The sequence below is a fragment of the Corynebacterium sp. 401_CJEI genome (assembly GCF_001076435.1).
GTDB classification, from domain to species: domain Bacteria; phylum Actinomycetota; class Actinomycetes; order Mycobacteriales; family Mycobacteriaceae; genus Corynebacterium; species Corynebacterium jeikeium_D.
In genome coordinates this window covers 16,262-41,125 of the sequence record NZ_JVIP01000001.1, presented here as the reverse complement: position 1 = coordinate 41,125, position 24,864 = coordinate 16,262, and the positions used below count along the sequence as shown (strand labels likewise).

Below are 24,864 nucleotides of genomic sequence, written 5' to 3'. Positions count from 1 at the left end.
GCGGTTTCGGGTTAGGTGCTCGGGTTCGCGGGCCGTCGTCGGCGGCGCCGCGCCCGTGGACGTGCCCGTCATGCAGACTCCCCCGGCCTCGTTTTCACGGCGATGCCCCACGCCGCGAGCACGGCGATGCCTAAGAACCAGGCCGCGCAGACCACCAGACCCGCAGCCCCGGTGCCGTTGACGGCCTCGCCGGCCGCGGATACGGGGGTGTGCCCGGCGATTCCGCGCAGGAGAGGACGGAAGTGGTCGGCGGGCATGAGCACCGTGTTGACGAACATCGCAACGATGATTAACGGGATGAGGGCCACGGAACCCTGGGGGCTGGTGATGGAGAACGCGATGTACGTGCCGGTGCATGCGGCCGCCGCGGCAACCATCGTGCCGGTCACCGCGATCCTCCACCACCAGGACACCTCCGGGGGGCCGTCGGAAAGCAAGGCGGCCACCGCCGCAACAACGACCGTCATCGCCATGATCCGGATGAACTCGGCAATAATCCGTGCGGCCGGCACGGCCGCGTACGGTGACGGCATGGTGATTAACCGCTCGTGGAAGCCATTGCTGCGTTCAACGAACACGGTGGACGATCCCGTGATGGCCAGGATGAACGCCCACGCCGTCACGACCAGGATGACCGCGTTCCGGAGTTCGAACTCTCCGGTGAGCTGCCTGACCAGGCCACCGAACATGCGGTTGACGATGAACAGGTACACGAGCGGAGCAATGAACGTCATGAACCAGAAGTCGGGGCGCCGCAGCCAAATGTGGGCGATGCGCCGCAAATGCACGAAGATGGCGTCGATCATGATTCGCTCCTCGAAGTGAACCGGCGGATGAACAGGACGATTCCGGCGACCACCGCGACACCGAGCCACAGGGCTGCCTCTTCCCCGGCGCTATCCGGGAAGGCGTCCGGGGACGCTGCCCTGATCACCTCGATCATCGGCGAAAACGGCATGTGACGTACGACGTCGCGAAGGGAGCCGTCCAAAGCGGTCGCCGGAATGAACGCGGTGGAGAACATAAGCAGCAGCATTTCCAGCGCCTGGATCGATGAGGCCGTCGACACCGGGGCGGGCACCATCAGGATCACCCCGTCCGTGACCAGGGACAGAACCGCTGCGGCGAGCAGTGACCACAGGACAGTCCACGCGACGTCACCGACAGCCATGTCGAGGCCACAGGCCCACGCGACGACCAGCAGCGCCGCGATCGACGCGGACATCCGCAGCAAATCGGTGGCGAGCCTGCCGGCGACATAGCCGCCTGTGGCCCCGGGCAACACGCGCACGCGGTCAACAAGCCCGGATTCGACGTCCTGTCCCACCGCCATCGCCGACGCCGCGGCGGTGAACATCGCCGCCTGGAACAGGCAGCCGCCGAGCACGAAACGCAGGTACCCGAAGCCGGATTGCCCCGCCGAGTACCCAAACACCGCGTACAGGCACAGCAGGAAGAGGGGCGGAACTACGAACATGGAGATCAGCGACGCGGTGTTGCGTCGCAACAGCAGCAGATCCCGATGGAGAAACGCCGCGACCGACGTCGCACTCATCGCGCCGCACCCCCTGCGTTCATCGATATGAACACCTCGTTGAGGGTGGGCGGCGACACGCTCAGCGAATCCGGCAACGCTTCCGAGGCCTCCATCGCCCGCGCCACCGCCTCGAGGATCCGCGGTCCGGGGTCGACGTCGAGGGACACCGACTTCCCCGCGACGCGGGCGCGGTCCAGGCACGTTCCCCCGAGGCAGCGGGCGAACGCCTCCGCCCCGGCGGCGGTGGCGAAGGACACGCGGAGCACGTGCGACCCGAAGTCGCGGCGCAATTCCTCCGGCGTTCCGCTGGCGACGATGCGGCGGTCCTTGAGCAGATGGACGTGGTCTGCCAGCGCCTCCGCCTCTTCCAGGTACTGGGTGGTCAGCACCAGGGTCATTCCGTCGTCCCGCAGCTGCCGGATGAAGCCCCACAGCTCTTCGCGGCTGACCGGGTCCAACCCCGTCGTGGGTTCGTCGAGGAACAGCAGCCTGGGCACGACGCACAGCGACGCGGCGATGTCGAGGCGCCGCCGCATGCCACCCGAATAGGCCGACACCAACGTCGAGGCACTGTCTGCGAGCGAGAATTGCGCGAGTAGTTCCGTCGCGCGGGCGGCCGCGTCGGCGCGGTCGAGTCCGCGCAGCCGCCCGAAGAACTCCAGGTTCTCCCGGCCGGTGAGGTTCTCGTCGATCGCCGCGAATTGGCCGGTGGTGGCAATGTCGGCGCGCACGCCCACAGGATCCTCTTTCACATCGCGCGAGAAGATGCTCACCTCGCCGGAGTCTGCGGTGATGAGCGTCGACAGGATTCGGATGAGAGTGGTCTTGCCTGCGCCGTTGTGGCCGAGGAACGACACAATCGCCCCGGCGGGCACGGTGAAACTCACGCCGTCGAGCACATGCTTGCGCATCCGGGCACCGCGCTTTCCCTTACGCCCGCCGTCCGGCGGGGCACCTGCACCGCCTTCGGGCGCGGTGCCCGCTTTGCCCGCAATCGGGTAGCTCTTCGTGAGGTTGCGGACGACGATCGCCGCACCTCGTTCAGCTTTCTCCGTCATCGTTTCCCCTTTTCTTTGGTATCGCAGTGGGCCGCTGTCGGCAGCGGCCCCGTGGTCGGGTTGTCATGCGGCACCTCGATATGGATGCCCGCATCGCGGGCGAAGGCGAGGACCGGTTCGAGGAGCCGGGGGTGGCCGACGAGATCCCGGCACCCCGGCGTGACCGGCTTCCCCGCCACCGCCACAACGGTGGCGGCAGCAATCGCCGCGGTCATTTTGTAGGAACCTGGGCCGGTCGCCCGGACGACGGTCGTCTCGGCCGACGGCCCCGCATCGCCCGCGCCGGCGGACGACAGTGCGGCGACCAGCTCGGCGGGTTGCGGAGTGCCCTTCGCCCGCGCCTTCCGCGATGTCACGGCCGCCCCGAGACGGGCGAGCAGACCGGAGACAACGGGCATCGCGTACAGTCTCGACGTGCAGATCTTCTCCACCAACGCATCGGGGAGGGCATCGAAGGCGACGTGGTAGGAATATCCACGGATCGAAGGGCACACCTCGCGTACGACGTCGACGTCCGGGCATTCGTAGCCGATTCCGCTTTGCGACGACACCGGGTTGCGCCGCACTTCGACAATGGCGCCGCCGAGCATCGCGCGGTATCCGCCGCGAATGGTCCGGAACATCGACTCGACCGACGCGGCCCCGGATTCCTGGTCGGCGCCGATTCTCAGATCGACCCGCACATCGCGGACCTCTTCGACCCCCGCAGCGCGGGCCCCGAGAATCAACAGTGCCGTCGACAAGCCCGGGCACAGGCCGAACCCGGTGAGCACGGGAACCCCCTCCCGCCGGGCATCCCCGTCGAGGGCCATGATTGCGCGGCGGGCGTCGATCGAATCGTTGACGTCGATGTATCCGGTGCCTGAGTCAATGCAAGCACGGGCGAGTGAGTCTGCGTGCACCTCGAACGGGCCGGTGCAGTTGACCACCCAATCGTGTTTGCGGAATACCCTGCAGATCTCGTTGTGGCCGGCGGCGATCCTCAGCGGGAAGTGCCGCCCCGGGCCATCGTCCGGTTTCTTTCGGGAAGTGTAGGCCAGCTCGATCCCGTCGACGGCGCCGAGCATCCCCCGGACGAGCCGTCCGGTGACGCCGGTACCTCCGGCCACCAGCACTTTCACAGGTTCGCCCGCGTCGCGGTCCCGTGCTTCCCCGCCGTTTCGTCGATCAGTCACTTTCCATCTCGTTTCCCCGGTCCCGCGACCGGTCGATTCCATCGGACGACGGGTCCACTGCCCTGTCGTCCGTTTCCGGCGCCCGGCGCCGGTGTTCGATGTACTCCCCGATGAGAGCCCCAGTCAGCGCGGCATCCTCTCCGAGGACGAACGAATAGTGGTTTCCCGCGACGCCGGCGACGCAGAGGTCATCGACGAGGTGGTCCCGCCACTGGTCGTGGTTGTGAGCCTCGCCGTCATCGGGGAAAACGAACAGCGCCTCCCTCACCCGCCCCTCGGGCCGGTACCGAGTGCGGGCATCGATGAGCGAGCGCAGCGAGTTGAACTCCGTCGCTGTCACCCGGTCGCCGGAAAGCCCAAGGTCCTCCAGGAGCGTCGGTGCGACCGCTGCGGCCAGGGCACGCAGGCGGGCCCCTCGTTCCTCATCGGTCTCGTCGACCCCGCCGAACTCCGCCCAGAGGCGGGCAACCGGCGTTCCGTGCGGGAGATCGGCGATCGAGGGCATCACCCGGGACAGCAGCCCCTTTTCGGATTCCGCGTCGAAATCCCCGACGTCGACCGCGATCCCCGGAGCCAGGCTGTCGAGAAACACCAGCGCAGGATCGAGATCGGCCAAACGGAGCGCCATCTCGGCCGCGATGGTGCCGCCGAGGCTCCATCCAACGATCGCAGGGGCGGCACCGTCGACGAGCACCTCGCGGACCCGGCCCGAGTAGTGGGCCGCGATATCGCCGATGCCGATAGCGTGGGGGAATGGTCTCTCGAACTCCGCGAAGCCGACACCCCACACCTGCCCGCCACCGGGGATCGCGAGTGCCAGGTCTCGGTAGATGTCGACGGTGCCGAATCCGCCGTGGACGAGGAAGATCGGGCGCGCCTCATCACCGCTGCGCAATAGAACCAGCGAACGGTCCGTGGCCGACGCGCCGGGGTCATCCGCGTCCCGCCGGTCGGTCGGCGTGGCCGTCGACTGGCCGACGAGCTCTGCCACGCCACGTGGCGTCGGCTTGGCCAGCGCTTCCGCGAGCGGCACCGACGCCCCGGTGATGTCCTGGATCCGCTGCATCAGTTTCACGAATCCCAGGGAGTCGTAGCCGAGGAGGAACAGGTTGTCGTCCGCGCCGGCTTCGGCGCCGCCGAGGTCGGCCCGGACTATCCCAGTGATGACCGTCAGGTATCCGCGAACTCGGCCCATCAGGTCCCCGGATGCGATCCTCGAGATCGCGCCCGCCCTGTCGCGCTCTGCCGATAACACGCCCGCGACGCCGTCGTCGATCACCCCACCGCCGGAAGAAGTGCCCCCGACCGCCAGGCGCAGGTGCCGAACCTGGCCGACGCTCAGCGGCGCCGCTTCGGAGCAGCCCCCGGCGAAGCCCGACACCGACCTGATGTAATGGTCGAAGATGTCCTCCACCAGTTCCGGTTTCAGGATCTGCTCGACGAAATCCCAGGCGACGTTGATACGCCCGTCGACCTCCATCACCTGGTTGTCCAACAGCACCTGCGGAGTCTGGGAGATGGCGTAATCGACGTCTCCCAGGACGTGGGCATCCTTGCCCGAGCCATCGCCTGCCGCGGCCCCCTCGCCGAACAGCAACGAGGTGTACACGAACGGCGCTATGGCCTGTCCGACGGGCAGACCCCGGTGGCGCGCGATGGTGCCGAGCAACGACACCCCGGAGTACCCGGCCGCCATGTGCCCGAGCAGCCGGTTGCGCAGTTCCGCCGTCCACCAACGGAGATCATGGTCGGCGGCCGCTTTTACAGGCATCAGAATGACGCCGGTGAAATCACCGAAGACGCCGGCGACGTCGGCGATTTCGGAATCACGGTTGTACGTGGTGATGTTGATGCCGACCGAATCCCCCTTCGACCACAGCGACAGGCTCGTCGCATAGCAGGCGAGAAGCAGTGCGGACACGCTGCCGTCGGCGGCGCTGGCCCTTTCCCGCAACAGTGCGGTTTCCTCAGCGGTGAACGTGTACGACAGGCGACGCATCCGCGGCACATCCACGTCCGCGGCCGCACCGCTTGATGGAAGGGTGTTGCCGGGCGGGAATTCCTCGACCACCGTCCGAGTCAACGTCTCTTCGCCCCGCCCGACCGCCGAAGCTTCCCGACGCTTCATCTCCAAGACGTACGTGCGGTAGTCGCCAGTGACGGGCGGAAGCTCCGTTCCTCGGTACAGCTTGTCCAGGTCGTCGATGAAAATCCGCTGGCTCGCCCCGTCTCCGATGATCATGTCCACGCTGAAGAACAGGCGGTGCCGCCCGTCCGGGAGCGCGAACGCCGACAGATGGAACAAGGGCCAGCTGCCCAGATCGAATACCTGGTGGCTCAGCTCATCGCGCTTGCGCCGCACCGCCTCGACCACGGTCGCCTCATCGGCGGTCCGGTAGTCGGCGACATCAATACGGTAGCGCGGAACCTCCGGCAGGATCCGCTGCGTGGCTTGTGCGGTGAACACGACGCGCAGCATCGGATGCCTGCGGATTAGCTTGTCGAGGGCGTCTTCCAGGCGATCGATGTCGGTACCGGGTTCGGTGACGGATTCGATGTAGTAGTGCTCGGTGACGCCGCCCAGCTCGAACCCAGAGTTCCGGCCAACGTAGTAGGCCTTCTGCATGTCAGTCAAGGGGAACGGCGCGTGGGGGTCATCCCCGAATTGTTCCACCGGATCCTTTCCGTGGGCACTCGCGGGGCATTCTCGGGCGCCTCCTGCGGCTGAACCGGCACCGACGGCACAATCGGGGGAAGGCACTGCCTCGGAGACGGCTTCAGACTCGGCCCCGGACTCCCGCATGGCATCTGAGACAAGGCCGGCGATGTGCGCGATGGTCGGGTCTTCGATGACGTCGCGGAAACGGAGCCGGACTCCCGTCTTCTGCCGGATCGCGCGCATCATAACCTGGAATTGCAGGGAATCGCCGCCGCGGCGGAAGAAGGACTCTCCCGCGCCGCACGCCGGATCCGCGGCACCCGTCGACGGGGCTTCCCCGAGAATCTCGTCGAAGACTCCGGACACCAACTCGATCGCCCCGGGGTCGGCGACGGAACCAGCCGAGCCCACGGCTCCGGCCCCCGCCCCGGCGACCTCGCCATCGGCCGTTGCCCCGCCGCCCGCGGCGCCGACGTGCCTACGAATTTCCTCCTGATCCAGTTTCCCGTTGACGGTAACGGGCAGATGCGCCACCGGCAGCAGGACCGTCGGTACCATGTACGCTGGCAAGCAGCGGGCAAGCTCGGCCCGGACGGCATCCCGCGAGCCGGTCATATCGTCCACCGGAACGTAGAGGCACGCCAGTAGTCCCCGATCGCCCGATTCGACGACGGCCGCCATCGACGCGGTCACCAGGCCGGACCGCTCGAGGACCGATTCGATTTCTCCGAGTTCGACGCGGAAGCCCGCGATTTTCACCTGACGATCGCGGCGGCCGAGAAATTCCACAAAACCCTCCGCGTTGAACATGCCCACGTCTCCGGTCCGGTAGCAGCGACCGATGCCTGGGACATACCCGAAGGCGGCAGCGGTCCGCTCCGGATCGGCCGCATACCCTTGCGCGACGCCGAGGCCGCTGATGTGGATTTCCCCCGGCACCCCGACGGGGCAATGCACCCCGTCGGGCGCGAGCACGTGGATGCCCTGGTTCGCCAGCGGGTACCCGTAGGGAATGCGGTTTTCCAGGCTGTCGCGTTGCAGCGGGTACTGGATGGACCAAATACTTCCTTCGGTCGCACCGCCCAGGCTATTAATCGACGCGTTCGGGAACATGTCCATGGCGCGCGCCGGAAGCCCCGCTGCGATGCGATCGCCGCTGAGCAATACGGTGCGCACATCCGGGAACACGTCGTCGTCCGTCGCCCGGACCAGGGCGAGCTCCAACAGGGCGGGCGCGGAGTTCCACAGCGTGACCCGCTCTTCCCGCAAGACGTCGAGGATTTCATCGGCGTTGCGTTCGTCTCCGACCATCGTCACCGTCGCGCCTGCCGCGAACGCACCGAACACGTCGTAGACCGACAGGTCGAATCCCAGCGACGACAATCCGATGATGCAATCAGCGGAGGTGACCCCATACCGCCGGTTCACGTCGAGGATGGTGTTGACACAGTTGCGATGACTGATCCGCACACCCTTTGGCCGGCCCGTGGTCCCCGAGGTGAAGATGACATAGGCAAGGTCGTCAGGGGCAGTGCCGGGCGAAGAGTGCGCACCCGCGCTGCCCGCGCGGTCGCAGACTTCCGCGGCTGCGGGCTTGCCGACGCCCTCTACTCCGCTTTGGTCCAGTTCATCGATCACGCCGGTGTCCAGAATCGGGCCCGCCGCACCTGAGGCTTCCACTACGTATTCTTGTCGCTGGGCCGGCATGCCCGCGTCGACAGGCACGAATGCGGCTCCCGCACGCAATGCGCCGACCATGTTGACGATGTCGTCGGGATGCTTGGTGTAGCGCACGATCACCGCATCCCCCGCCCCGACGCCGGAATCCGAGAGTTGGCGGGCGATGCGTCCGGCCCTGGCCCAGACCTCGGCGTAGGTGTACGAGATGCCCCGGGCGGCTAGGCGCACGGCCGGCGCATCCGGAGTCGCCGCGCATGCGGCTTCGACAAGCGAAACCAGGGTGTCATTGTGGATCGGGCCCGCAGCATCGTTGTAGCGGGCGACGGCCCTCTCCGTCTCCGCATGACGGATGGGCAGAGCCTCTCCCCCCTCCGCCACCACGTCCAGGGCCTCCGCAACGGCTCCGAACATCGCATCTACCGCAGGGAAGTAATCGTCGACCACGTCCCACGACAACGCCATCCCGCCCGATGCCGGCATCACCTGGATGTCGAGGCACACCTGCGCGGTTTGCGTGTAGACGCGTTCGATGACCGGGCTGCGCCCGCTTCCCCGCTCGCCGCCGAGGTAGCTGGTGAACACCACCGGAGCGGTGGCCTGGGACTGATTGGCCGCGTCCCGGAGGAATCGCTGTAGCACCTCCACACCGGAAACGCAGCGGTGGGACAGCCCTTCGCGGATGTCCAGGTCGATTGCCTCCGCCAACCCGTCGATGGTCGCGGCTCTCCCGGCGTCGACGCCGACAAGCATCGATGAAGTGAAATCTCCCATCACCCTCGTGCCCGCGGCGAGGCCGCTGCGTTCGCTGACAGTCACGTTGACCGTCAACGCGGATTCGGGCAGCCACCTGCAGACGACGGCGGCGTTGACGGCCATCACCAGCGACGACAGGGTAACTCCAATGCGGCGGGCACGTTCGCTGAGCTTGGCGGTGACCTCCGCGTCGAGCACCGTGCCCAAGCGCCGGGTCGACCAATCGTCGCCACCCCCCACGGCCGCCGGGAACTCCGGACGCCGCGGCAGATCTGCGGCCTTCTTCTCCCAGTAGGCGAGGTCCTCGGCCCGTTTCCCGTCGCGCCGGCGCGCAGAGATTGCCGCCAGGGCATCCCCATATCTGGAAGCCGGAGCCGGCGGCTCCCCGGCCAGCAGGGATTCGAGCTCGTCGAAGAACAGGTACACCGAACCCGCATCCATGACGATCATGTTGAAGTAGATGAACATCCTGCACCCGCCCGCATCTGCGAGCAGCCTCGCGGCGACCATGGGGCCGTCCTCGTTCGACGATCGCGCCGCGGTTCGCATGTCCCGACGGATCTCCCCCACCGCCGCGTCGATATCGTCGCCGGACCCGACTACCTCGACGGTGGCGAGGCACACGCCGGTCGGGCTCAAGACCCCGGCATCGACGTCGAGCCGATGGAACAGCACGTCGTGACGCCCGAAGACCGCCCGCACGGCCTCCTCCACCTGCGGCAACGAATAGTCGTGCCGGGATTCCGCGTAGATGTACGTCGCTTGGCCACCAAGCTCGATGTCCTCGTCCGCGCCGAGCAGGTAGGCGGTCTGGATTGGATTGAGCGGGACCGCATCCGCGGGACCAGCCCCATTTTTGCCGGCACAGCCGTCATCCGACTCACCCGTCGCTACAGCGGGATCGGCCCCGGCAGCGGCGCCTGCGGCAGATCCGGCATCAGCGCCACCCCGGGCGGCGTCGATGACGGCCGCCAAATCAGCGACCGTGACCCCGGGGTCCATCGCCGCGTAATCGATGGTGACCCCGTACTCGTCCTCCAGCGCCAGCAGCATCTGGAGGAAAGTCAGGGAGTTCGGGATGTGGTCGCGGAGTTTCACGTCCGCCGAATCCAGGTGCACGCCGATGGCGTCGGCGATGGACTCCGACAGCCGTTCGGGGGCGACTCGAGCCCCGGTGCGGGCTCTTCCCACGGCGGTAGATGCGACGGCCGGCGCGATCGTTTCATTGGTCATCGTCATCGCCTCAGAGCAGAGCCTCGAGCTTGCGGCGGAGCTTCTTGCCGTTCGACGCGACGGGCAGCTCGTCGACCCACAGAACCCTGGAGACGGGCACCCCGGCGACGCGCATCAGCTCGGTCGTCGCGGACCGGGCCACCGCCTGTTCATCGATCGGAGGTTCATCCCCGTCCGATTGCCCGGCACCGGTCGCATCGTCGGCCTTACGATCGGTCGGGGTCCGCCTGGCCAAGAACACGGCGATCTCCTCTTCGCCCGTGGCTGGGTTGCTCCGGCCGAGAACGGCAACATCGCGGTCAAGCACATTCTCCAGCACGGCTTCCAAATCAGCCGAATAGTAATTCCGGCCGTTGACGAAGATGATGTCCTTCTTCCGGCCGAGGACGAACAACTCGCCGTCGCGGAGAATGCCCATGTCCCCCGTTGCGAACGCCCCATCATCGGTGAGCTCGTGCTCCACGATCCCCTCTGCTGTGATCGCGGCGCGGGTCATCGGAGCGCCGGCGATGTGGATTTCACCGACGGTGCCGTCGCCGAGGACCCCGCCCCCGTCATCGCGGATGGTCAAGGAAATCCCCGGGACGGCCTTGCCCAAGGCGACGAACTCAGCTCCGGACTCGCTCTCGATGTCCTCGAAACGCTGCCCCGTGGCGATGCCCGTCCGGTCAAGTCGCACCGTGGACAGACCCGAGTAGATATCCCGGGTCGTGACCAGCAGGCAAGCTTCGGACATTCCGTAGGCGGAGGTCAGGGCATCCTCCCGGAGGCCCATGGCGGACATCGCCGCGAGGAACTTCCGGGCCAATGGAGCGTCGATGGGCTCAGAACCGCTCATCAGCTTCTGGACGTTGGAGAAGTCGTAACCGTGGTCATCCCCGAGGGGCCGGCGCTCGAGATGGCGCAGGAAATGCTTGAACGCGAAGTTCGGGCACACTGTCACCGTCGGCCGGTGCCTGGTCACGGCCTCGAACCACCTCGGGGGATCGGCGACCACCTCGGAAACCGGCAGCAACACCTGGTCGTACCCACGAAAAAGGGCGTAGACGTGGAAGCCGATCAGCGAAAGGTTGTGGGTCAAAGGCAGCCACGTGAGCATCTTGTTCTCGTACCGGTGCGCGTGGCGTGGGATCGTCGCGCGCAGACCGTTCAGCACGGACTCGTTGGTTACGATGACGCCCTTTGGCGATCCCGTGGAGCCGGACGAAAACTGGATGAGGGCTTCGCCTGCCGTCCCACCTCGCACCGGGAACGCGGGGACCGCCCCGGCGCCATCCCCGGAATCCACGTCACCCGCCTGAGAGAAGTCCGATTCAGCATCACCCGGCATCGCCGCATCCGGTTCCGCGGCAGCGTCATTGACGATGGACACGTCGAGCAGCCGATCCTCGCCCACGACCACGGCACCGTTTGCGCCGGTGAGCAGCGTGTAACTGCGTTCGTCGACCAGGATCGGGGCCCCGGGCATCATGTCCGAGAGCGTCCGCACCCTGTCGACGTCAACCGGGCCCGACACCGGCGGCGCAAGCGCCGGAACCGCGCCGGCGTAGACGCAGCCCCAGAACGCCCGGATGAGCCCGCGGTTCTCCGAAACCTGGAAGATCACGCGATCGCCGGGGCCGATGCCGGCTTCGGCCAACCGATTCGCAGCCGCCACCGCCTCCGCATGGACCCGGCCATACGGGACGAAGACGTCCCGCCGATTCTCGACGAAGGTGATCCCCTTTTTCGTCTCATCGGCCTTGTCCCGAAGCACGTCGCTGATGGTCCGGATCGTGTTCATTGGTACCTCTTTCGGTTGTCGGCGCCATGCCGGTGCCAGGCGGACCGGGCCCGCATGGCGTGACCCGGAGGATGTGTCTGAAGGGTTGAAAGGGTGAAGCAACTGGGTGGGGCGCGTCTCCGCACAAGCTCAGAAACGCTCGCGGGCCCGGGACCCGCCGGTTCCAGGCGCCCGTCAAGTCACTGCGGACACCAGGGCGGCGACGAAGACCGCGGCGGACGCTGCGGCCGCGAACCCGTCACGCACTCGCCAGGGGTGATCGGTGCGGAAGGTACGCCGCGGATAGAGGCCGAAGTTGCGCATCGCCAGGGTCAGGGACAGCTTTTCGGCGCAGCGCACGGCGCTGACGAACAACGGGAAAGCGATGCGCGCGGGCGTCGTCGCGCGAATGAAACCGGAGCGGAAAGACTGCTCCGGTCGCATCGAGCGCAATCTAATCGCCCATGTCAGCTGGGGGATTTCACTGCGCAGGAACGCTGCGATGCTCACCCCGGAAATCGCTATGGTGCACCATGTGTAGGGCACCCGGAGGCGTTGCACCATGGCGTCGAAAAGCTCCTCGACGCGCATGCACGCGGAGACCAGGACCGTCCCCGCGAACACGGCCATCAACAGCAGTCCGTGATGGATGCCGTGGCGGACGGCTTCCGACGCATCCCCACCTCCGTAGAACTCGGAGCGCCACCCGAGCAGGCCGAAGAACACCCCGATTAACAGGACAAAAAGGACCTTCCCCGCCGTCGCCCGAACGTCGCGTTCCGCGATCGCAGCGAGTGCGAGGAACGCGACCACCGTCAGGGCGAGAACGGCGTCTCCGCCGGAGAGCAGCCCGGCGACGAGGACGAACATCACCGCCGCGACAATCGTGATGGCGTTCAACCCCGCGCGCCTTCTAGCGGCGGATTCATTGGTCCAGGGGCTTTCGTCCAAGGACGTCCGTGCACCGGCCGCGGGCAGTGGGCGATCCCGCCGGGACGACTCCGGGGAAGCCGGCAGGTCGGCTGCGGGACCGGACCAGACGACCTTCCCTTCGGCGACGATGCTCGCCCTATCTGCCCACGTTCGCGCGACACGGCGGTCGTGGCACGTGAACACAACGGTTCCGCCGGCCCCGGCGTATTCCGCTAGCGCATCCAGTACGATGCGCGAGCTCGGCGAATCCAGGTGCGCCAACGGCTCGTCGAGAAGCAGCAAACGGCGATTGGCCGCCACCGCCAGGAAGATGCCCAACCGTCTTTTCTGTCCGCCCGACAGGACGAACGGCGAGACGGGGTCAAGTGCCCTGGGGCACAGGGCTTCCCGCAGTTTCCGCAGCTCATCGGCGCCGAGTGGTCCGTGCGGGTCCGTGCCGGCCAGCGCGGAGTCGATTTCCGCGGCGACGGTCGCGCGGGTGAACTGGTGCTCGGGGTTCTGGAACGCCCACGACGCGAAGGCGTCGGGGACGCGCCGGGCGGACGCGCCGTCGATCCGGAAGTTCGCTCCCGCCTTCATCTGGCCTGACAGCACCGCCAGCAAGGTGGACTTACCGGCTCCGTTGGCGCCGACTAGGGCATGAATCTCGCCCCGTTCCAGTGTCAGATCGGCCCCGTCCAGAATCCTCTCCCCGCCTCGGGCCACGTGGGTTCCGGTCAAGGCCAGCAGTGGAACGGCATCCGCCTCCGATTCCAAATCGGGACGGTCCGGTGCCCCCGTGCCCGGCGTACTGGCGTCCGGCGCTCCGGCGGGCGCGGCCGACGTCGCAATGCCCTTCACCGCGATGCCCTCCGGTGCTCCGTGCGCGGCGACGCTCCCGTCCGCATCGAGGATTGTCACCGTGTCGACCCACCCGTCGAACGGGCGGAGGTCGTGCTCGATGAGCAGGATAACGCGCCCCGGGGACCGCAAATCACGGATGGCGGCGAACAGCGACCGACGACCGTCCTCGTCAACGTGGGCCGCGGGCTCGTCGAAGATCATGACCTCCGGCGCCCTGGCCACAGCACCGGCGATGGCCATCCGCTGGCGTTGCCCACCCGACAAAGCCCACGGATCCTTCTCCGCGAGCTCTGACAGCCCGAGCTCCGATAGGGCCTCGGCTGATTGCTTGGCGACGATGCCGGCTTCCACGAGGGAAAACTCGAGGGCCATCGACACGTCATCGACGACTCGGAGCGTGAGCACCTGCGTCGACGGGTCTTGCCCGACGAAGGTGACCCGGTCCCCGTCCACGGGGCGTTCGGTGCCGTCGGCATCGACGATGTGCACGAATCCGGCATGGTCGATGGGGATGTGCGAGGGGATCAGTCCAGCGATGAGGTGGGCCAGGCTCGTCTTTCCGCATCCCACGGGTCCCGTGATGGCGTTGATCGTGCCGAAATCGAAGGAGAGATCCACCATGTCGGGTGCCCATCGCCCATCGGCGTGCCGGACGCCCGCGCCACTAACCCGTAACCGGGCCGGGGCCGTCCCGCGTGTCGCACCGGCGCACGCGGGTGCTCCGCCGGTCACCGGGTGACCCCACGGCTGCGAAGCCCCTTTGCGACGGCAAAGCCCAGGACCAAAAACACCAGGCTCGATGCCAAGGCTACGGCGAAGCTAATCAGGGTCATGGGCGTGGTCGGCGAGTCGACGCCGACTGCGCGCGGGGCCATCGTTCCCATCAGCGCGGAGAACAACATCGCCGACGCCACGAACTGGGGACGCGTCCACCGCCGGTACAGGGTGACCATGAACGGAAGCTCGATGAGCAATCCTTCCATAGTCAGCGCCCCGATTGCGGCGACGCCGAACGGGGTGGTCGCCGCGGACACGACGCCCATGGCAAGGCACGCGATAAGGCTCGCGCCAGGCTTGCGGACGACGATGAGGGGAACAACGCACTGCAGGAACCACAACCCGAGCGTCGCCGCGACGAGATAAACGTGGGCGATGCCGGCGAACACCTGCAGGTAGGTCAGGGGCACGATGATGAGAGACCCCGCGACGCCGATCGCGGCGGCGACGAGCATGTCGCGGGTGGATGGTCGGCCACCAGCTGCGACCGGTGCGACGTGCACCAACCACCCGTCATCCGTCTGCGACGCCACCGCGTCCCCGGCTCCCCCTCCGGAGAGGGGTTCTCCGGTCGATCCACGTTTTCCGTTCATCGTCGCCGCCTCGCTTCCGTTGCCGATTCCCGATCGGGGACACCACCTGAAACAGTATTAGGTTAGGCAATGCTTATCGGCTTACGCCAGGCTCAATTTACTGAAATTACCCCCGCCTCCCCCCGAACGAAAAACCGCCTTCCCAGCGTGCTCACACAGATTCGCCCCGTACTCGAGCGCGTCTTTGCAGGCGAGATTCTCTCCCGCACGCTGGTGCTGGACTCGCTCATCCACTACGAAGGTCCGACAAAACTGGCCGCCGCAGGTCGAGGCCGGGTCCTGAAGTGGATGCGCAACCGCGCCAAGAAGGACCCTGCTGCCCTGGTTGACGCATTTTTCGCCGCCCTTGCCGAGCGAATCGTCACGGTACCCGACACTGCGGCAGCAGAATTGGTCATTCCCCAGCTGGCGGCGAACATCAAAGCGCTTCAAGCACAGCGCGACACGATTGCCGGACAAGTCGAGGAGATGCTTGAATCGTTCCCTCTTGCCCAGGTCTTGATGTCGATGCCCGGCGTAGGCATCAAGACCGCCTCTAACATCGTGTTGCCCATCGGCGATTGCCAGGACTTCGCCGACGCCGCGCACTTGGCCGCTTACGCCGGCATCACACCGACCACCCGGCAGTCGGGTACGTCGGTCCGCGGCGAGTTTCCCACCAGGGCCGGCAATAAACAGTTGAAAAACGCGATGTTTCGATCGGCGTGGATCGCGTCGCACTGCCATCCCGCATCGCGCGACTACTACCTGCGTAAACGGGCTGAAGGACAGAAGCACAATGCCGCGGTGATGTGGCTTGCCCGGAGCCGCTGCAACGACATCTATGCCCTGTTGACTCGGCGTGAGTTCTTCCGAGAAATCCCTGCTAGAACCATCGCCACGGCTGCGTAGACCGCTGCGCTGATCACCGCCGGCCCGCACGATGCGGCCCGGCGATCAGTCATGGCTACACCCCTCCCATACGATGTACGTGAAAGTCCCGCCTGACTATTGACAATCCACATAGGGCCCCACGCGGATTGGAACCGAGTGGCGGCCGGACGCCGCCACCAAGGCGCCGAACAGGGCCACTTCCGCCGAGCCGTATTCGACGATCCCGAAATCACTTTCCCGAATCTTCATCCCCCGCCCGTGCTCGATGTCGCCGGAGGCCCGGAATTGGAGGCCGAAAACCAGATCCTCGTCGCTCAGTTCCGGCAGGATCACAATCCTCACCAACTCGAACGGCTCATACGCGGAATCCAGGTCGTCGTCGATGGACAGAAAAACCTCCCCGTCCCCCTCCCCTGCCCTCCCCATCGCCTCAACCCCCGTGGTTTTGGAGGGGGGGGAAGAGGGCGTTCGAGGGCTCAGCAGCTCAAGCTCAGGTCCGCCGCCTTAGAGCTCGTCGATGTGCTTGCGCTTCGGGTAGACCCGCGGACGAGCGCCTGCGATCTCCTCAGCAATGCGGATGACCTGGTTGGAGTAACCGAACTCGTTGTCGTACCAGACGTAGAGCACCAGGTGCTTACCGTTGGCGATGGTAGCCAGACCATCGACGATGCCAGCATGGGTGGAGCCGACGAAGTCGGTGGAAACCACTTCCGGGGAGTGGATGTAGTCAATCTGCTGGCGCAGAACGGACTTGAGGGAAACCTCACGCAGGTAGTTGTTGACTTCGTCGCGGTCGACCTCAGTGTCGAGGGTCAGGTTCAGCACCGCCATGGAAACGTCCGGGGTGGGAACGCGGATGGCGTTACCGGTCAGCTTGCCCTCGAACTCCGGCAGAGCCTTGGCGACGGCCTTTGCGGCACCAGTCTCAGTGAGAACCATGTTCAGGGTGGCTGCGCGACCACGGCGGGAACCCTTGTGGAAGTTGTCAATCAGGTTCTGGTCATTGGTGAAGGAGTGGACGGTCTCGACGTGACCGAACTCGACACCCCACTTGTCATTGACGACCTTCAGCACCGGGGTGATGCCGTTGGTAGTACACGAAGCTGCCGACAAAATGTTGTCAGATTCCTCGATGATGTTGTGGTTGATTCCGTAGACGATGTTCTTCACATCGCCCTTGCCCGGCGCGGTAAGCAGAACCTTGGAAACACCCTTGGACTGAAGGTGCTGTGACAGTCCCTCGCGGTCACGCCAACGACCGGTGTTGTCGATGACAATCGCATCGTTAATGTCGTAGGCGGTGTAGTCAACAGTTGCCGGGTCATTGGAGTAAATGACCTGAATCGGGGTGCCATTTGCCCAAATAATGTTGTTTTCGCGGTCAACCGAGATGGTGCCGTCGAATGCACCGTGGACGGAGTCACGGCGCAGCAGCGAAGCACGCTTGACAATGTCGTCCTCACCATTCTGGCGAACCACAATAGCGCGCAGGCGCGGGCCGTTGAACAGTGCCTCACGAGCCAGCAGAATGCGAGCCAGCAGACGGCCGATGCGGCCGAAACCGTAGAGGACAATGTCGGTCTTCGGGGTCTGTGTCCCGGCACCGATGACGTCGGCAAGCTCACGCTCGAGGAATGCGCGCAGATCGCCGCCTTCCTCTTCGAAGCTGGTAGCCAGGGCGCCCAGGTCAATGGAGGCGGTGCCGAGATCCATCTTCACCAGTTCCTGCAGAATCGGCAGGGTCTGACTCAGGGGCAGCTCCTGCGAGGTGATGCGACGGGCGTAGCGGTGCGACTTAATGATGCCGGTCTCGGTAACGTTTTCCAGTCGGCGGCCGAAGATTGAAGTCACGACATCATTGTTGCGGCGCAGTTGTCCCAGGAGGGGGATCATCTGCTCTGCAAGGCTGATGCGCTCATTCCAGTCATTGCGCTTGATGGGGGCCGAATCCGACATAAATCCTCCTGGCTTAAATGAGTATGAGTTCCCCCTCAAAATACCCCGCACACGCTATTCACCGGCTATCGCCCTCAACTGGGTACCCCGTATTGTGGCCCAGCTTTCACCCAATCGGGGGAGACACCGGGAGACACCTCAAGGAAGAAAATTGAACCCTACTTACCCGTTAGAATAAGAGCCATGACGGAACCCCTGGATATCCAGCAGCAATCTCCCGCCCAGCCGCCATACCGCCTTGTAGTCACGGATATGGACGGGACTCTACTAAATGAAGACAAGGAAATCCCGGAGTCCTTTTGGCCGGTAGTCACGGAGCTGCTCGACCGCGGTGTCCACTTCGCTCCCGCGTCGGGCCGCCAGTACGCAACTCTGGCCGACCAGTTCGCCCCCATTGCACACCGCATCCCAATCATTGCGGAAAACGGCAACTATGTCGCGGATGCGGGCGAGGTGGTTTCGGTTACCAGTATCGACCACGACATCGTCACTCAGTTGGTACACGCGATCCGCCAGTTCAACGACAACCGTGTGGCGGCGGGCCGTACTCCCCTGTCGGTTATTATCTGCGGCGCTGCCAGCGCATACGTGGAGTTTTTCCCGCCGCATTTCAATATTCCGGAGGAAGTTCAGCAGCTGCAGTTCAACGAGGCCGCCAAGTACTACCTGAAGCTGCAGAAGGTCGATGATGTCATCGCCGCTGCCGCCGAGGACGGCATCGTCAAAATTGCCGCCTTTGATCCTTACTCCGTCGAAGAGGAATCGGCCGATTACCTGCGTTCCCAAAGCTCGCACTTGCGCGCGGTAGTCTCCGGTGCCCACTGGGTCGACCTCATCGATGCCAACACCAACAAGGGCACGGCACTCGCCGCCCTGCAGGAGGCCCTAGGTGTCTCTCCTGCCGAAACTGTCTGCTTCGTTGACTACCTGAATGATCTCGAGCTCATCGACCACGCAGGCCGTTCGTTTGCCATGTCCAACGGTCACCCGGAAATCAAACGCCGCGCCACCGACATCTCACCGTCGAACGCGGAGGAAGGCGTCATCACGACGCTGCGCGAGCTGTTCAACCTCTAACTGCAATTGACCCCTTACCCCACTGGAGCGGTAAGTTAGAAAGGTTGAACCCGATTCCCTTATTCCGATTTTCTTTTTAAGGAAAGCGTAGTTTCCCTGTGACCACTCTCGCCGAAGAAGCCGCACGCCGCCGCACATTCGCCGTCATCGCACACCCGGATGCCGGTAAGTCCACGCTCACCGAGGCGCTGGCGCTACATGCTCATGTCATTAACGAAGCCGGTGCTGTCCACGGCAAGGCCGGCCGCAAGTCGACTGTGTCCGACTGGATGGACATGGAGAAGGATCGCGGCATCTCGATTGCCTCTTCCGCGCTGCAGTTCGAGTACCAGCCAGAGGGGCACGACGGCGAGCCGTACATGATCAATCTCGTCGATACGCCTGGTCACGCTGATTTCTCCGAGGACACCTACCGTGTGCTCACCGCTGTCGACGCCGCTGTCATGCTTGTCGACGGTGCCAAGGGTCTCGAGCCTCAGACGTTGAAGCTGTTCCGGGTTTGTAAGTCCAACGGAATTCCCATCGTCACCGTCATCAACAAGTGGGACCGCCCGGGTAAGGCTCCCCTGGAGTTGATGGATGAGATTGTCGCGGAGATTGGACTGCAACCGACTCCGCTGTACTGGCCAGTTGGTGAGGCCGGCGACTTCCGCGGTCTGCTGGAGCGTGGTGAGGACGGCGAAGCCAAGCAGTTCATCGGCTTCGAGCGCACTGCCGGTGGCGCCACTATTGCCGCTGAGCGTCACCTCACCCCAGATGAGGCCTCCGCAGAGCAGGGCGACGCCTGGGAGACGGCAGCCGAGGAGTCCGAGCTACTTTCCGCCGATAGCGCTGACCACGACCAGGAGATGTACCTCGCTGGCGACACCTCTCCGGTGATTTTCGCCTCCGCCATGCTGAACTGGGGTGTCCACCAGATCCTGGACACTCTCTGCGAGCTGGCTCCGGCACCTGGTGCCCGCGAGTCCGACCCGGCTGCCGTTGCCGCTGCAGCGGCTGGCGGCCAGGGGGCTATCGTCGAAAAGCGCGAACCGACGGATGATTTTTCGGGCGTCGTGTTCAAGGTGCAGGCGGGTATGGATACGCACCACCGCGACAAGCTGGCCTTCATGCGCGTTGTCTCTGGCGAGTTTGACCGCGGCATGCAGGTCACGCATGCGCAGTCGGGACGTACTTTCTCCACAAAGTATGCTTTGACCGTTTTCGGCCGGACACGTTCGACTGTGGAGACGGCTTACCCGGGCGACATTGTCGGCCTGGTCAATGCGGGTTCACTGGCGCCGGGTGACACGATCTACGAGGGCCGCAAGGTTCAATTCAAGCCGATGCCGCAGTTCGCGCCCGAGCACTTCCGCACTCTGCGCGCCAAGAGCCTGGGCAAGTACAAGCAGTTCCGCAAAGCTGTCGATCAGCTCGATGCCGAGGGCGTGGTGCAGATTCTGCGCAACGATACCCGCGGCGATGCCGCCCCGGTGATGGCCGCGGTCGGCCCGATGCAGTTCGAGGTCATGATGGCACGCATGGAAAACGAGTACAACGTCGAGACCATCGCCGAGCCCATCCCCTACTCCGTCGCCCGCCGCACGGACGAAGAGACCGCGCCTGAGCTGGCAAAGCAGCGCGGCGTGGAGATCTTCACGCGTTCCGACGGCGCCCTCATCGCCCTCTTCGGCGACAAGTGGAAGCTGTCCTTCATTGAGAAGGAGCACCCGGAGTTCACGCTCGAGACGCTGGTCGCTGACTAGAGTTTTAAGGAGATTTCACCAACATTGAGCCAAACGGTTGAGCTTCCTCCACAACCAAGTGCATGGCAACTTTTTACTGCCTTCCACTCCCGTGCGCAGAGATGGCCAGGTGCCCTCCGCGCAGCACTCGCGCTATTCCTGCCGGGTGCCGTGGCACTTCTCACCGGACATGGCTCGGAGATGCTCCTTATCGCCGCTGGTGGGTGCGTGGTCATCTATGGCGAAGGCCACCCCTACCGCAGTCGTCTGCGCGTGATGGCCATCGCCGGGCTATGCCTGATCGCCGGAGTTATGTCCGGCAGTTTTGTCGGATCAGTGGTCCACGGTGAGATCGCTTCCGGCGGCAGCAATCTATGGCTGCTGCTCATCGCACTTTTTACCACGGCGTTGGCCACCATCGGCGCTTTTATTCAAAACGCACTGCGCCTGCCACCGCCAGGTTCATTCTTCATTGTGATGGTCTCCGGCGGCACAACAATGGTCGCCCGCCTTGGCTTCAACCCGGTTGAAACCGCCATGTGGGCTACCGTTGGTGTGCTTTCGGCGATAGTCATCGGCATGGCACCGCGGTTGTGGAATCCGCACGGCCCCGAGATGGCGGCCGTCCAATCCCTTGAATCAGCCATCGAGGCGATGGAAAAGTCAGACTCGACATCGTTCGCCGTTCATCACCAGGCGCAAACTGCACTCACCGACGCATGGGAATCGCTTGCCGACGCAGGCATCATCCGTGGCAGCAAAATCGTCAAGCCCTCCCATACGGAACTGGTCAACCGTGTCATTGCTGCTCATCAGCGGCTGATTGCTATCCGCGGCCGCTTGGGCGTGCACGGCAGCGCTGTGGACATCGTGGACACGCCTAACCTTATCGACGAGACACAGACAACCATTCCACTCGCGCGACCAAGCGTGAGTTACCGAATCTTCCGCTCTTTCGATCGCTATTCCCATGCGTCAATGACTGCGGCAAAGGTGGCTATTACTGGCGGCTTAGCTGGTCTCATCAGCGTGCTCGTCGGTCTTGACCGGCCTGACTGGGCGGTGGTCAGCGCATTGATGACTCTACAGTGGGGCCCCGACCGCACCGCCGGTTCGATTCGAGGGATTCACCGCATGGTGGGCTCGATTATCGGAATTTTCCTCTATGCGCTGCTTTTTTCCTTTGGCCTGGACAGCTGGACGCTACTTATCGCGCTTGCAGCCTGCCAATTCGGCGCGGAGATTCTCGTGGTGAAGAACTATGCGCTGACGACGATCGTCACCACTCCGCTGGCGCTGCTGCTGGGCGGAAATGTCGCTGGCGAGCTCGCACCGATTGTGACCGATCGTGTTTTGGAAGTCGGTATCGCCTGCGCGCTGGCTCTCGCTGTCCTGCACTTCTGGCCGACCGAGAGCATTGAGAAGCACTACCTGCGTCATATTCCGCGCTGCTATCGACAGATGGGTGCTCTTCTCGGCGCGCTGCTAACCGGCACTCCGAATCAGGCACTCGATATTCGTCGCGACCTCCAGTACGAGCTGCTCAGCGAGCGCCAGGCCATCTCGTCTTTGGCCACCAACGACCCCAAAATCGCCGCTCCGCACTGGGACGGCCATCGTCGCATTCGCACGGCTGGCTATTTGTTGCTGGACTACTGTCGCACGCATCCGGATATCCGCCCCTCTCACGAGGAGATTTCCAAGCTCGTTGAGGTAGTCCAGGCAGCTAAAGCTGAGGAGCGCTAGTCCTCCGGCAGCGGGGGCTCCTTGCGCAGGTCGCGGGCTGTTGCCCGCCGTACCTCGCGCGGTTCCTCCTCCGAGCCCCGCGAACGGAACTTAGCCGCGATGTCCTTCAGCGAAGACGACAGCGGCGGCAGCTTCTCCAGCGCGTCACGGCCCGCGTCCCACGCGTCGGTAGCAATATTCTCCGCTTTCCGACGGAACTTGCGGACCTTCTCCTCACGCTGCCGCTTAGTCTCTGCCGCGTCATTTTGCCGCTCGCGCTCGCGTTCAAAGGCGGCGACATCGCGGGCCTCCGCGTCGGAAAGCCTCTTCGAAGCGTGTGCCGCGGCGTCCCACGACTCCTCCAGCGATTCCGCGAGGTGCAACATGGCATCGATGCGCTTTTCAACTTCGCGCAACTTCTCGCGGTAGCCCCGCTGAATGTCATAGCGGCGCATGATGCGGCGGGCACGAGTGGCCTCATTGCGCCAGGTGATGATTGCGCCCTCAGAAATCGACTCATCGACGACGAAACGCATCGTCCACGGGTCGACATCAGCGCTGGCCAGATTGTTGCGTACCCGCTCCTCGCGGTCGAGGACGTCCTGCACGAGACTGCGGGCACGCTCTTCGGCTTGATGGGCGCGGTTGGTACGGGAGTTATCTGGTCGGAAGCTCACCTGGACTATCCTACCGCTCGGCTGCTGCCAAAGCCGGTACTTGGTCGGTCGCGGAGCTCTTCTGCTGGTCATTGTCGCTCTGGTGCTCGAGGCGAACCCAGGAGACAAAGCCCCAAATAACGAAGCATCCGTAGAAGAGGTACAGCGCCGCCGACGGGTAGTAGCCACCCTTGAGCAGCAACGGCACTCCCACGGCATCAACGGCAATCCAAATTAGCCAGAATTCGTTCCACCCGCGGGCCATACCCCAGGTCGCCAACATCGAACCGACGAAAATCCAGGCATCGGCCCATGGCCCCCACGAGCCCAGCATCTCAAAGATATTGGCACAAATCACAGTGGCGAAGATAGCCACGGTAATCATCCCAATGCGTTCCGATGCCGTCGCCCACCGAGGCTCAATTGCGACCTCGTCACCGCTCTGATTGCGGCTCTTGACCCAGCTGAACCATCCGTAGAGACTGACGACGATAAACATGACCTGACGCCCCGCCTGGCCATAGAGATCAAGATTTTGCGGCGTGTGGAAAACTCCGCCGAGGAAGACGGTAAACAGCAAGGCATTTCCGATAATGCCGACCGGCCAAGCCCATACCTTCCGTTTCATACCTAGGAAGGCACACGCCAGGCCAAAGAGGTTACCGACAATTTCACGAATCAAGATTGGTGCTCCCGCCACACTGAGCTGTGCAGTGAGGAAACCCACCAAAAAATCCGACACGTATTCCACGAATTATTCAACTCCTTCTCTTTCATCCGGACTATGACCGTCGGTTTCGGATTCCAACCGAAATCTGCTTGTCCCCTACCTGACGACCCTTCTGGCCACAGGTAGGGCGCTCGTGGACTTGTCTGCGTCAGCCGCAGCATCACCACCGGTGAGGAATTTCACCTCGCCCTGAGAATGCGAGTTCAACGTTAGCACTGTCGCCTTGCGCGCATGTGCATTTTATTCAATGAGGTTTCAATATGAGGTTCTAATACAGCCCCGACATAATTACGCATCTACAATGCGTAGTATGAGCCAAAAGCCCCGCCAACCACGTCCTCCCCGCCCCGCCCGCCGCTCCCATCACAAGCGCTCCGCTGGCTGGGTTCCGGACCAGCACGGCGCCTGGTTCATGGTCACCATTCCCCCGCTGACCGCTCTCGCCCTCACCCCCACATGGACAGGCCTTGCCGTCACCGCGACCTGGCTGCTCGGCTACTTCGCATTCTTCGCCGTGAGCGTCTGGCTCCGCTCTCGTCGCCAACGCCGCCACCTCGCACCCGCCGCCACGTACACCGCGCTCACTGCCGTCGCCGGCTGCATCACACTGCTTGCCGACGTTTCCCTCCTCACCTGGGTCGCCCTCATTGCCCCTCTTGCCGCTATCGCTATTTGGGAGACCTACCGCCGCCGACCGCGCTCACTTCTCTCTGGTGTCTCCACCGTTCTGGCCGCTAGCCTCATGGTGCCTATCATCGCCGGACCAACCCCGAAAGCTTGGGCAATTGCGGCTATCTACGCTGGATATTTCGTCGGCACCGTGCCCTATGTAAAAACTATGATTCGCAAGCGCGGCAACCGCCAGTGGCTCATTGGCTCGGTCGCGTATCACGTTCTCATTACCGCCGTGGCCATCATCGGGTGGCTCCTCCTCCACGACCGGAACCTCATCAGCATCGGTGTGCCCATCGTCGCAATTGGGCTTCTCATCAGGTCTTTTACCATGCCAATCTCCGGCGCTCGCCGCGCTCGGCCGTGGACTCCGAAACAGGTCGGAATTCTCGATGCCTTCTTTGGAGTCGCCGTCGTCCTGGCTGCGTGGTAAAAACGACGGCGGGGA

The 24,864-nt window shown here is 64.4% G+C and carries 17 protein-coding genes and 1 riboswitch; of the genes, 5 read left to right on the top strand and 12 right to left on the bottom strand.

Annotation, left to right across the window (positions count from 1 at the left end; genetic code table 11):
* Nucleotides 1-68: 68 nt before the first annotated feature.
* The 8 genes from ADM64_RS00165 to ADM64_RS00130 form a co-directional block, all read right to left on the bottom strand.
* Complete coding sequence (locus ADM64_RS00165; RefSeq protein WP_049172227.1) at nucleotides 69-806, bottom strand: ABC transporter permease; 738 nt, start codon at nucleotides 804-806, stop codon at nucleotides 69-71.
* Nucleotides 803-1,555: an ABC transporter permease gene (locus tag ADM64_RS00160; RefSeq protein WP_049172223.1), complete on the bottom strand. Its 753-nt coding sequence runs from the start codon at nucleotides 1,553-1,555 to the stop codon at nucleotides 803-805. The genes ADM64_RS00165 and ADM64_RS00160 overlap by 4 nt, the downstream gene beginning before the upstream one ends.
* Nucleotides 1,552-2,595, bottom strand: coding sequence for an ABC transporter ATP-binding protein (locus tag ADM64_RS00155; RefSeq protein WP_049172221.1), 1,044 nt, complete (start codon nucleotides 2,593-2,595; stop codon nucleotides 1,552-1,554). The genes ADM64_RS00160 and ADM64_RS00155 overlap by 4 nt, the downstream gene beginning before the upstream one ends.
* Nucleotides 2,592-3,770: a saccharopine dehydrogenase gene (locus ADM64_RS00150; RefSeq protein WP_239660040.1), complete on the bottom strand. Its 1,179-nt coding sequence runs from the start codon at nucleotides 3,768-3,770 to the stop codon at nucleotides 2,592-2,594. Before ADM64_RS00150 ends, ADM64_RS00155 begins: the two co-directional genes overlap by 4 nt.
* Nucleotides 3,763-10,095 (bottom strand): non-ribosomal peptide synthetase, encoded by a 6,333-nt coding sequence (locus ADM64_RS00145; RefSeq protein WP_049172315.1) that lies wholly within the window; start codon nucleotides 10,093-10,095, stop codon nucleotides 3,763-3,765. Before ADM64_RS00145 ends, ADM64_RS00150 begins: the two co-directional genes overlap by 8 nt.
* A gap of 10 nt (nucleotides 10,096-10,105) precedes the next feature.
* Nucleotides 10,106-11,878 carry an AMP-binding protein gene (locus ADM64_RS00140; protein WP_049172216.1) on the bottom strand — a complete coding sequence of 591 codons (1,773 nt, stop codon included), beginning with the start codon at nucleotides 11,876-11,878 and terminating at the stop codon, nucleotides 10,106-10,108.
* 174 nt (nucleotides 11,879-12,052) lie between these two features.
* The gene (locus ADM64_RS00135) at nucleotides 12,053-14,254 is read right to left on the bottom strand and encodes an ATP-binding cassette domain-containing protein (protein ID WP_239660039.1); all 2,202 of its coding nucleotides are present in this window, start codon (nucleotides 14,252-14,254) and stop codon (nucleotides 12,053-12,055) included.
* A 107-nt stretch (nucleotides 14,255-14,361) separates the two neighbouring features.
* Nucleotides 14,362-14,943, bottom strand: a complete 582-nt coding sequence (locus tag ADM64_RS00130; protein WP_224784316.1) for an ECF transporter S component — start codon at nucleotides 14,941-14,943, stop codon at nucleotides 14,362-14,364.
* A gap of 129 nt (nucleotides 14,944-15,072) precedes the next feature.
* Between ADM64_RS00130 and ADM64_RS00125 the strand changes: the two genes are divergently transcribed.
* A complete protein-coding gene (locus tag ADM64_RS00125; RefSeq protein ID WP_414630313.1) occupies nucleotides 15,073-15,894 on the top strand; it encodes a transposase in 822 nt (273 codons plus the stop codon).
* 96 nt (nucleotides 15,895-15,990) lie between these two features.
* On the opposite strand, the gene ADM64_RS00120 is transcribed toward ADM64_RS00125, so the two are convergent.
* Together ADM64_RS00120 and ADM64_RS00115 are read right to left on the bottom strand one after the other, a co-directional pair.
* Complete coding sequence (locus ADM64_RS00120; protein WP_065421662.1) at nucleotides 15,991-16,302, bottom strand: hypothetical protein; 312 nt, start codon at nucleotides 16,300-16,302, stop codon at nucleotides 15,991-15,993.
* Between the two features lie 78 nt (nucleotides 16,303-16,380).
* Complete coding sequence (locus tag ADM64_RS00115) at nucleotides 16,381-17,832, bottom strand: glyceraldehyde-3-phosphate dehydrogenase (RefSeq protein WP_049172209.1); 1,452 nt, start codon at nucleotides 17,830-17,832, stop codon at nucleotides 16,381-16,383.
* Between the two features lie 183 nt (nucleotides 17,833-18,015).
* Here ADM64_RS00115 and ADM64_RS00110 point away from each other — a divergent pair, with 183 nt between their 5' ends.
* The 3 genes from ADM64_RS00110 (at nucleotide 18,016) to ADM64_RS00100 (ending at nucleotide 22,379) form a co-directional block, all read left to right on the top strand.
* Entirely contained in the window at nucleotides 18,016-18,909 is an 894-nt protein-coding gene (locus tag ADM64_RS00110) for a Cof-type HAD-IIB family hydrolase (protein ID WP_049172207.1), read from the top strand.
* Between the two features lie 98 nt (nucleotides 18,910-19,007).
* Nucleotides 19,008-20,654 (top strand): peptide chain release factor 3, encoded by a 1,647-nt coding sequence (locus ADM64_RS00105; protein WP_049172204.1) that lies wholly within the window; start codon nucleotides 19,008-19,010, stop codon nucleotides 20,652-20,654.
* 24 nt (nucleotides 20,655-20,678) lie between these two features.
* Nucleotides 20,679-22,379: an FUSC family protein gene (locus tag ADM64_RS00100; RefSeq protein ID WP_049192844.1), complete on the top strand. Its 1,701-nt coding sequence runs from the start codon at nucleotides 20,679-20,681 to the stop codon at nucleotides 22,377-22,379.
* On the opposite strand, the gene ADM64_RS00095 is transcribed toward ADM64_RS00100, so the two are convergent.
* Nucleotides 22,376-23,035: a hypothetical protein gene (locus ADM64_RS00095; protein WP_016423226.1), complete on the bottom strand. Its 660-nt coding sequence runs from the start codon at nucleotides 23,033-23,035 to the stop codon at nucleotides 22,376-22,378. The genes ADM64_RS00100 and ADM64_RS00095 overlap by 4 nt on opposite strands.
* Nucleotides 23,036-23,045: 10 nt before the next feature.
* Complete coding sequence (gene pnuC, locus ADM64_RS00090; RefSeq protein ID WP_049192843.1) at nucleotides 23,046-23,765, bottom strand: nicotinamide riboside transporter PnuC; 720 nt, start codon at nucleotides 23,763-23,765, stop codon at nucleotides 23,046-23,048.
* Nucleotides 23,766-23,775: 10 nt separating this feature from the next.
* A riboswitch (FMN riboswitch) is annotated at nucleotides 23,776-23,945 on the bottom strand.
* Nucleotides 23,946-24,054: 109 nt separating this feature from the next.
* Between pnuC and ADM64_RS00085 the strand changes: the two genes are divergently transcribed.
* Entirely contained in the window at nucleotides 24,055-24,849 is a 795-nt protein-coding gene (locus ADM64_RS00085; protein ID WP_065428868.1) for a YwiC-like family protein, read from the top strand.
* The last annotated feature ends 15 nt before the right edge of the window (nucleotides 24,850-24,864 follow it).

What these genes read in the sequence shown, in the direction of transcription:
- ADM64_RS00120 (WP_065421662.1), bottom strand. Translation starts at nt 16,302, where the DNA reads ATGGGGAGGGCAGGGGAGGGGGACGGGGAGGTTTTTCTGTCCATCGAC.
- ADM64_RS00135 (WP_239660039.1), bottom strand. Translation starts at nt 14,254, where the DNA reads ATGGTGGATCTCTCCTTCGATTTCGGCACGATCAACGCCATCACGGGA.
- ADM64_RS00160 (WP_049172223.1), bottom strand. Translation starts at nt 1,555, where the DNA reads ATGAGTGCGACGTCGGTCGCGGCGTTTCTCCATCGGGATCTGCTGCTG.
- ADM64_RS00145 (WP_049172315.1), bottom strand. Translation starts at nt 10,095, where the DNA reads ATGACCAATGAAACGATCGCGCCGGCCGTCGCATCTACCGCCGTGGGA.
- ADM64_RS00110 (WP_049172207.1), top strand. Translation starts at nt 18,016, where the DNA reads ATGACGGAACCCCTGGATATCCAGCAGCAATCTCCCGCCCAGCCGCCA.
- ADM64_RS00140 (WP_049172216.1), bottom strand. Translation starts at nt 11,878, where the DNA reads ATGAACACGATCCGGACCATCAGCGACGTGCTTCGGGACAAGGCCGAT.
- ADM64_RS00155 (WP_049172221.1), bottom strand. Translation starts at nt 2,595, where the DNA reads ATGACGGAGAAAGCTGAACGAGGTGCGGCGATCGTCGTCCGCAACCTC.
- ADM64_RS00125 (WP_414630313.1), top strand. Translation starts at nt 15,073, where the DNA reads ATGCTTATCGGCTTACGCCAGGCTCAATTTACTGAAATTACCCCCGCC.
- ADM64_RS00115 (WP_049172209.1), bottom strand. Translation starts at nt 17,832, where the DNA reads ATGTCGGATTCGGCCCCCATCAAGCGCAATGACTGGAATGAGCGCATC.
- ADM64_RS00085 (WP_065428868.1), top strand. Translation starts at nt 24,055, where the DNA reads ATGAGCCAAAAGCCCCGCCAACCACGTCCTCCCCGCCCCGCCCGCCGC.
- ADM64_RS00165 (WP_049172227.1), bottom strand. Translation starts at nt 806, where the DNA reads ATGATCGACGCCATCTTCGTGCATTTGCGGCGCATCGCCCACATTTGG.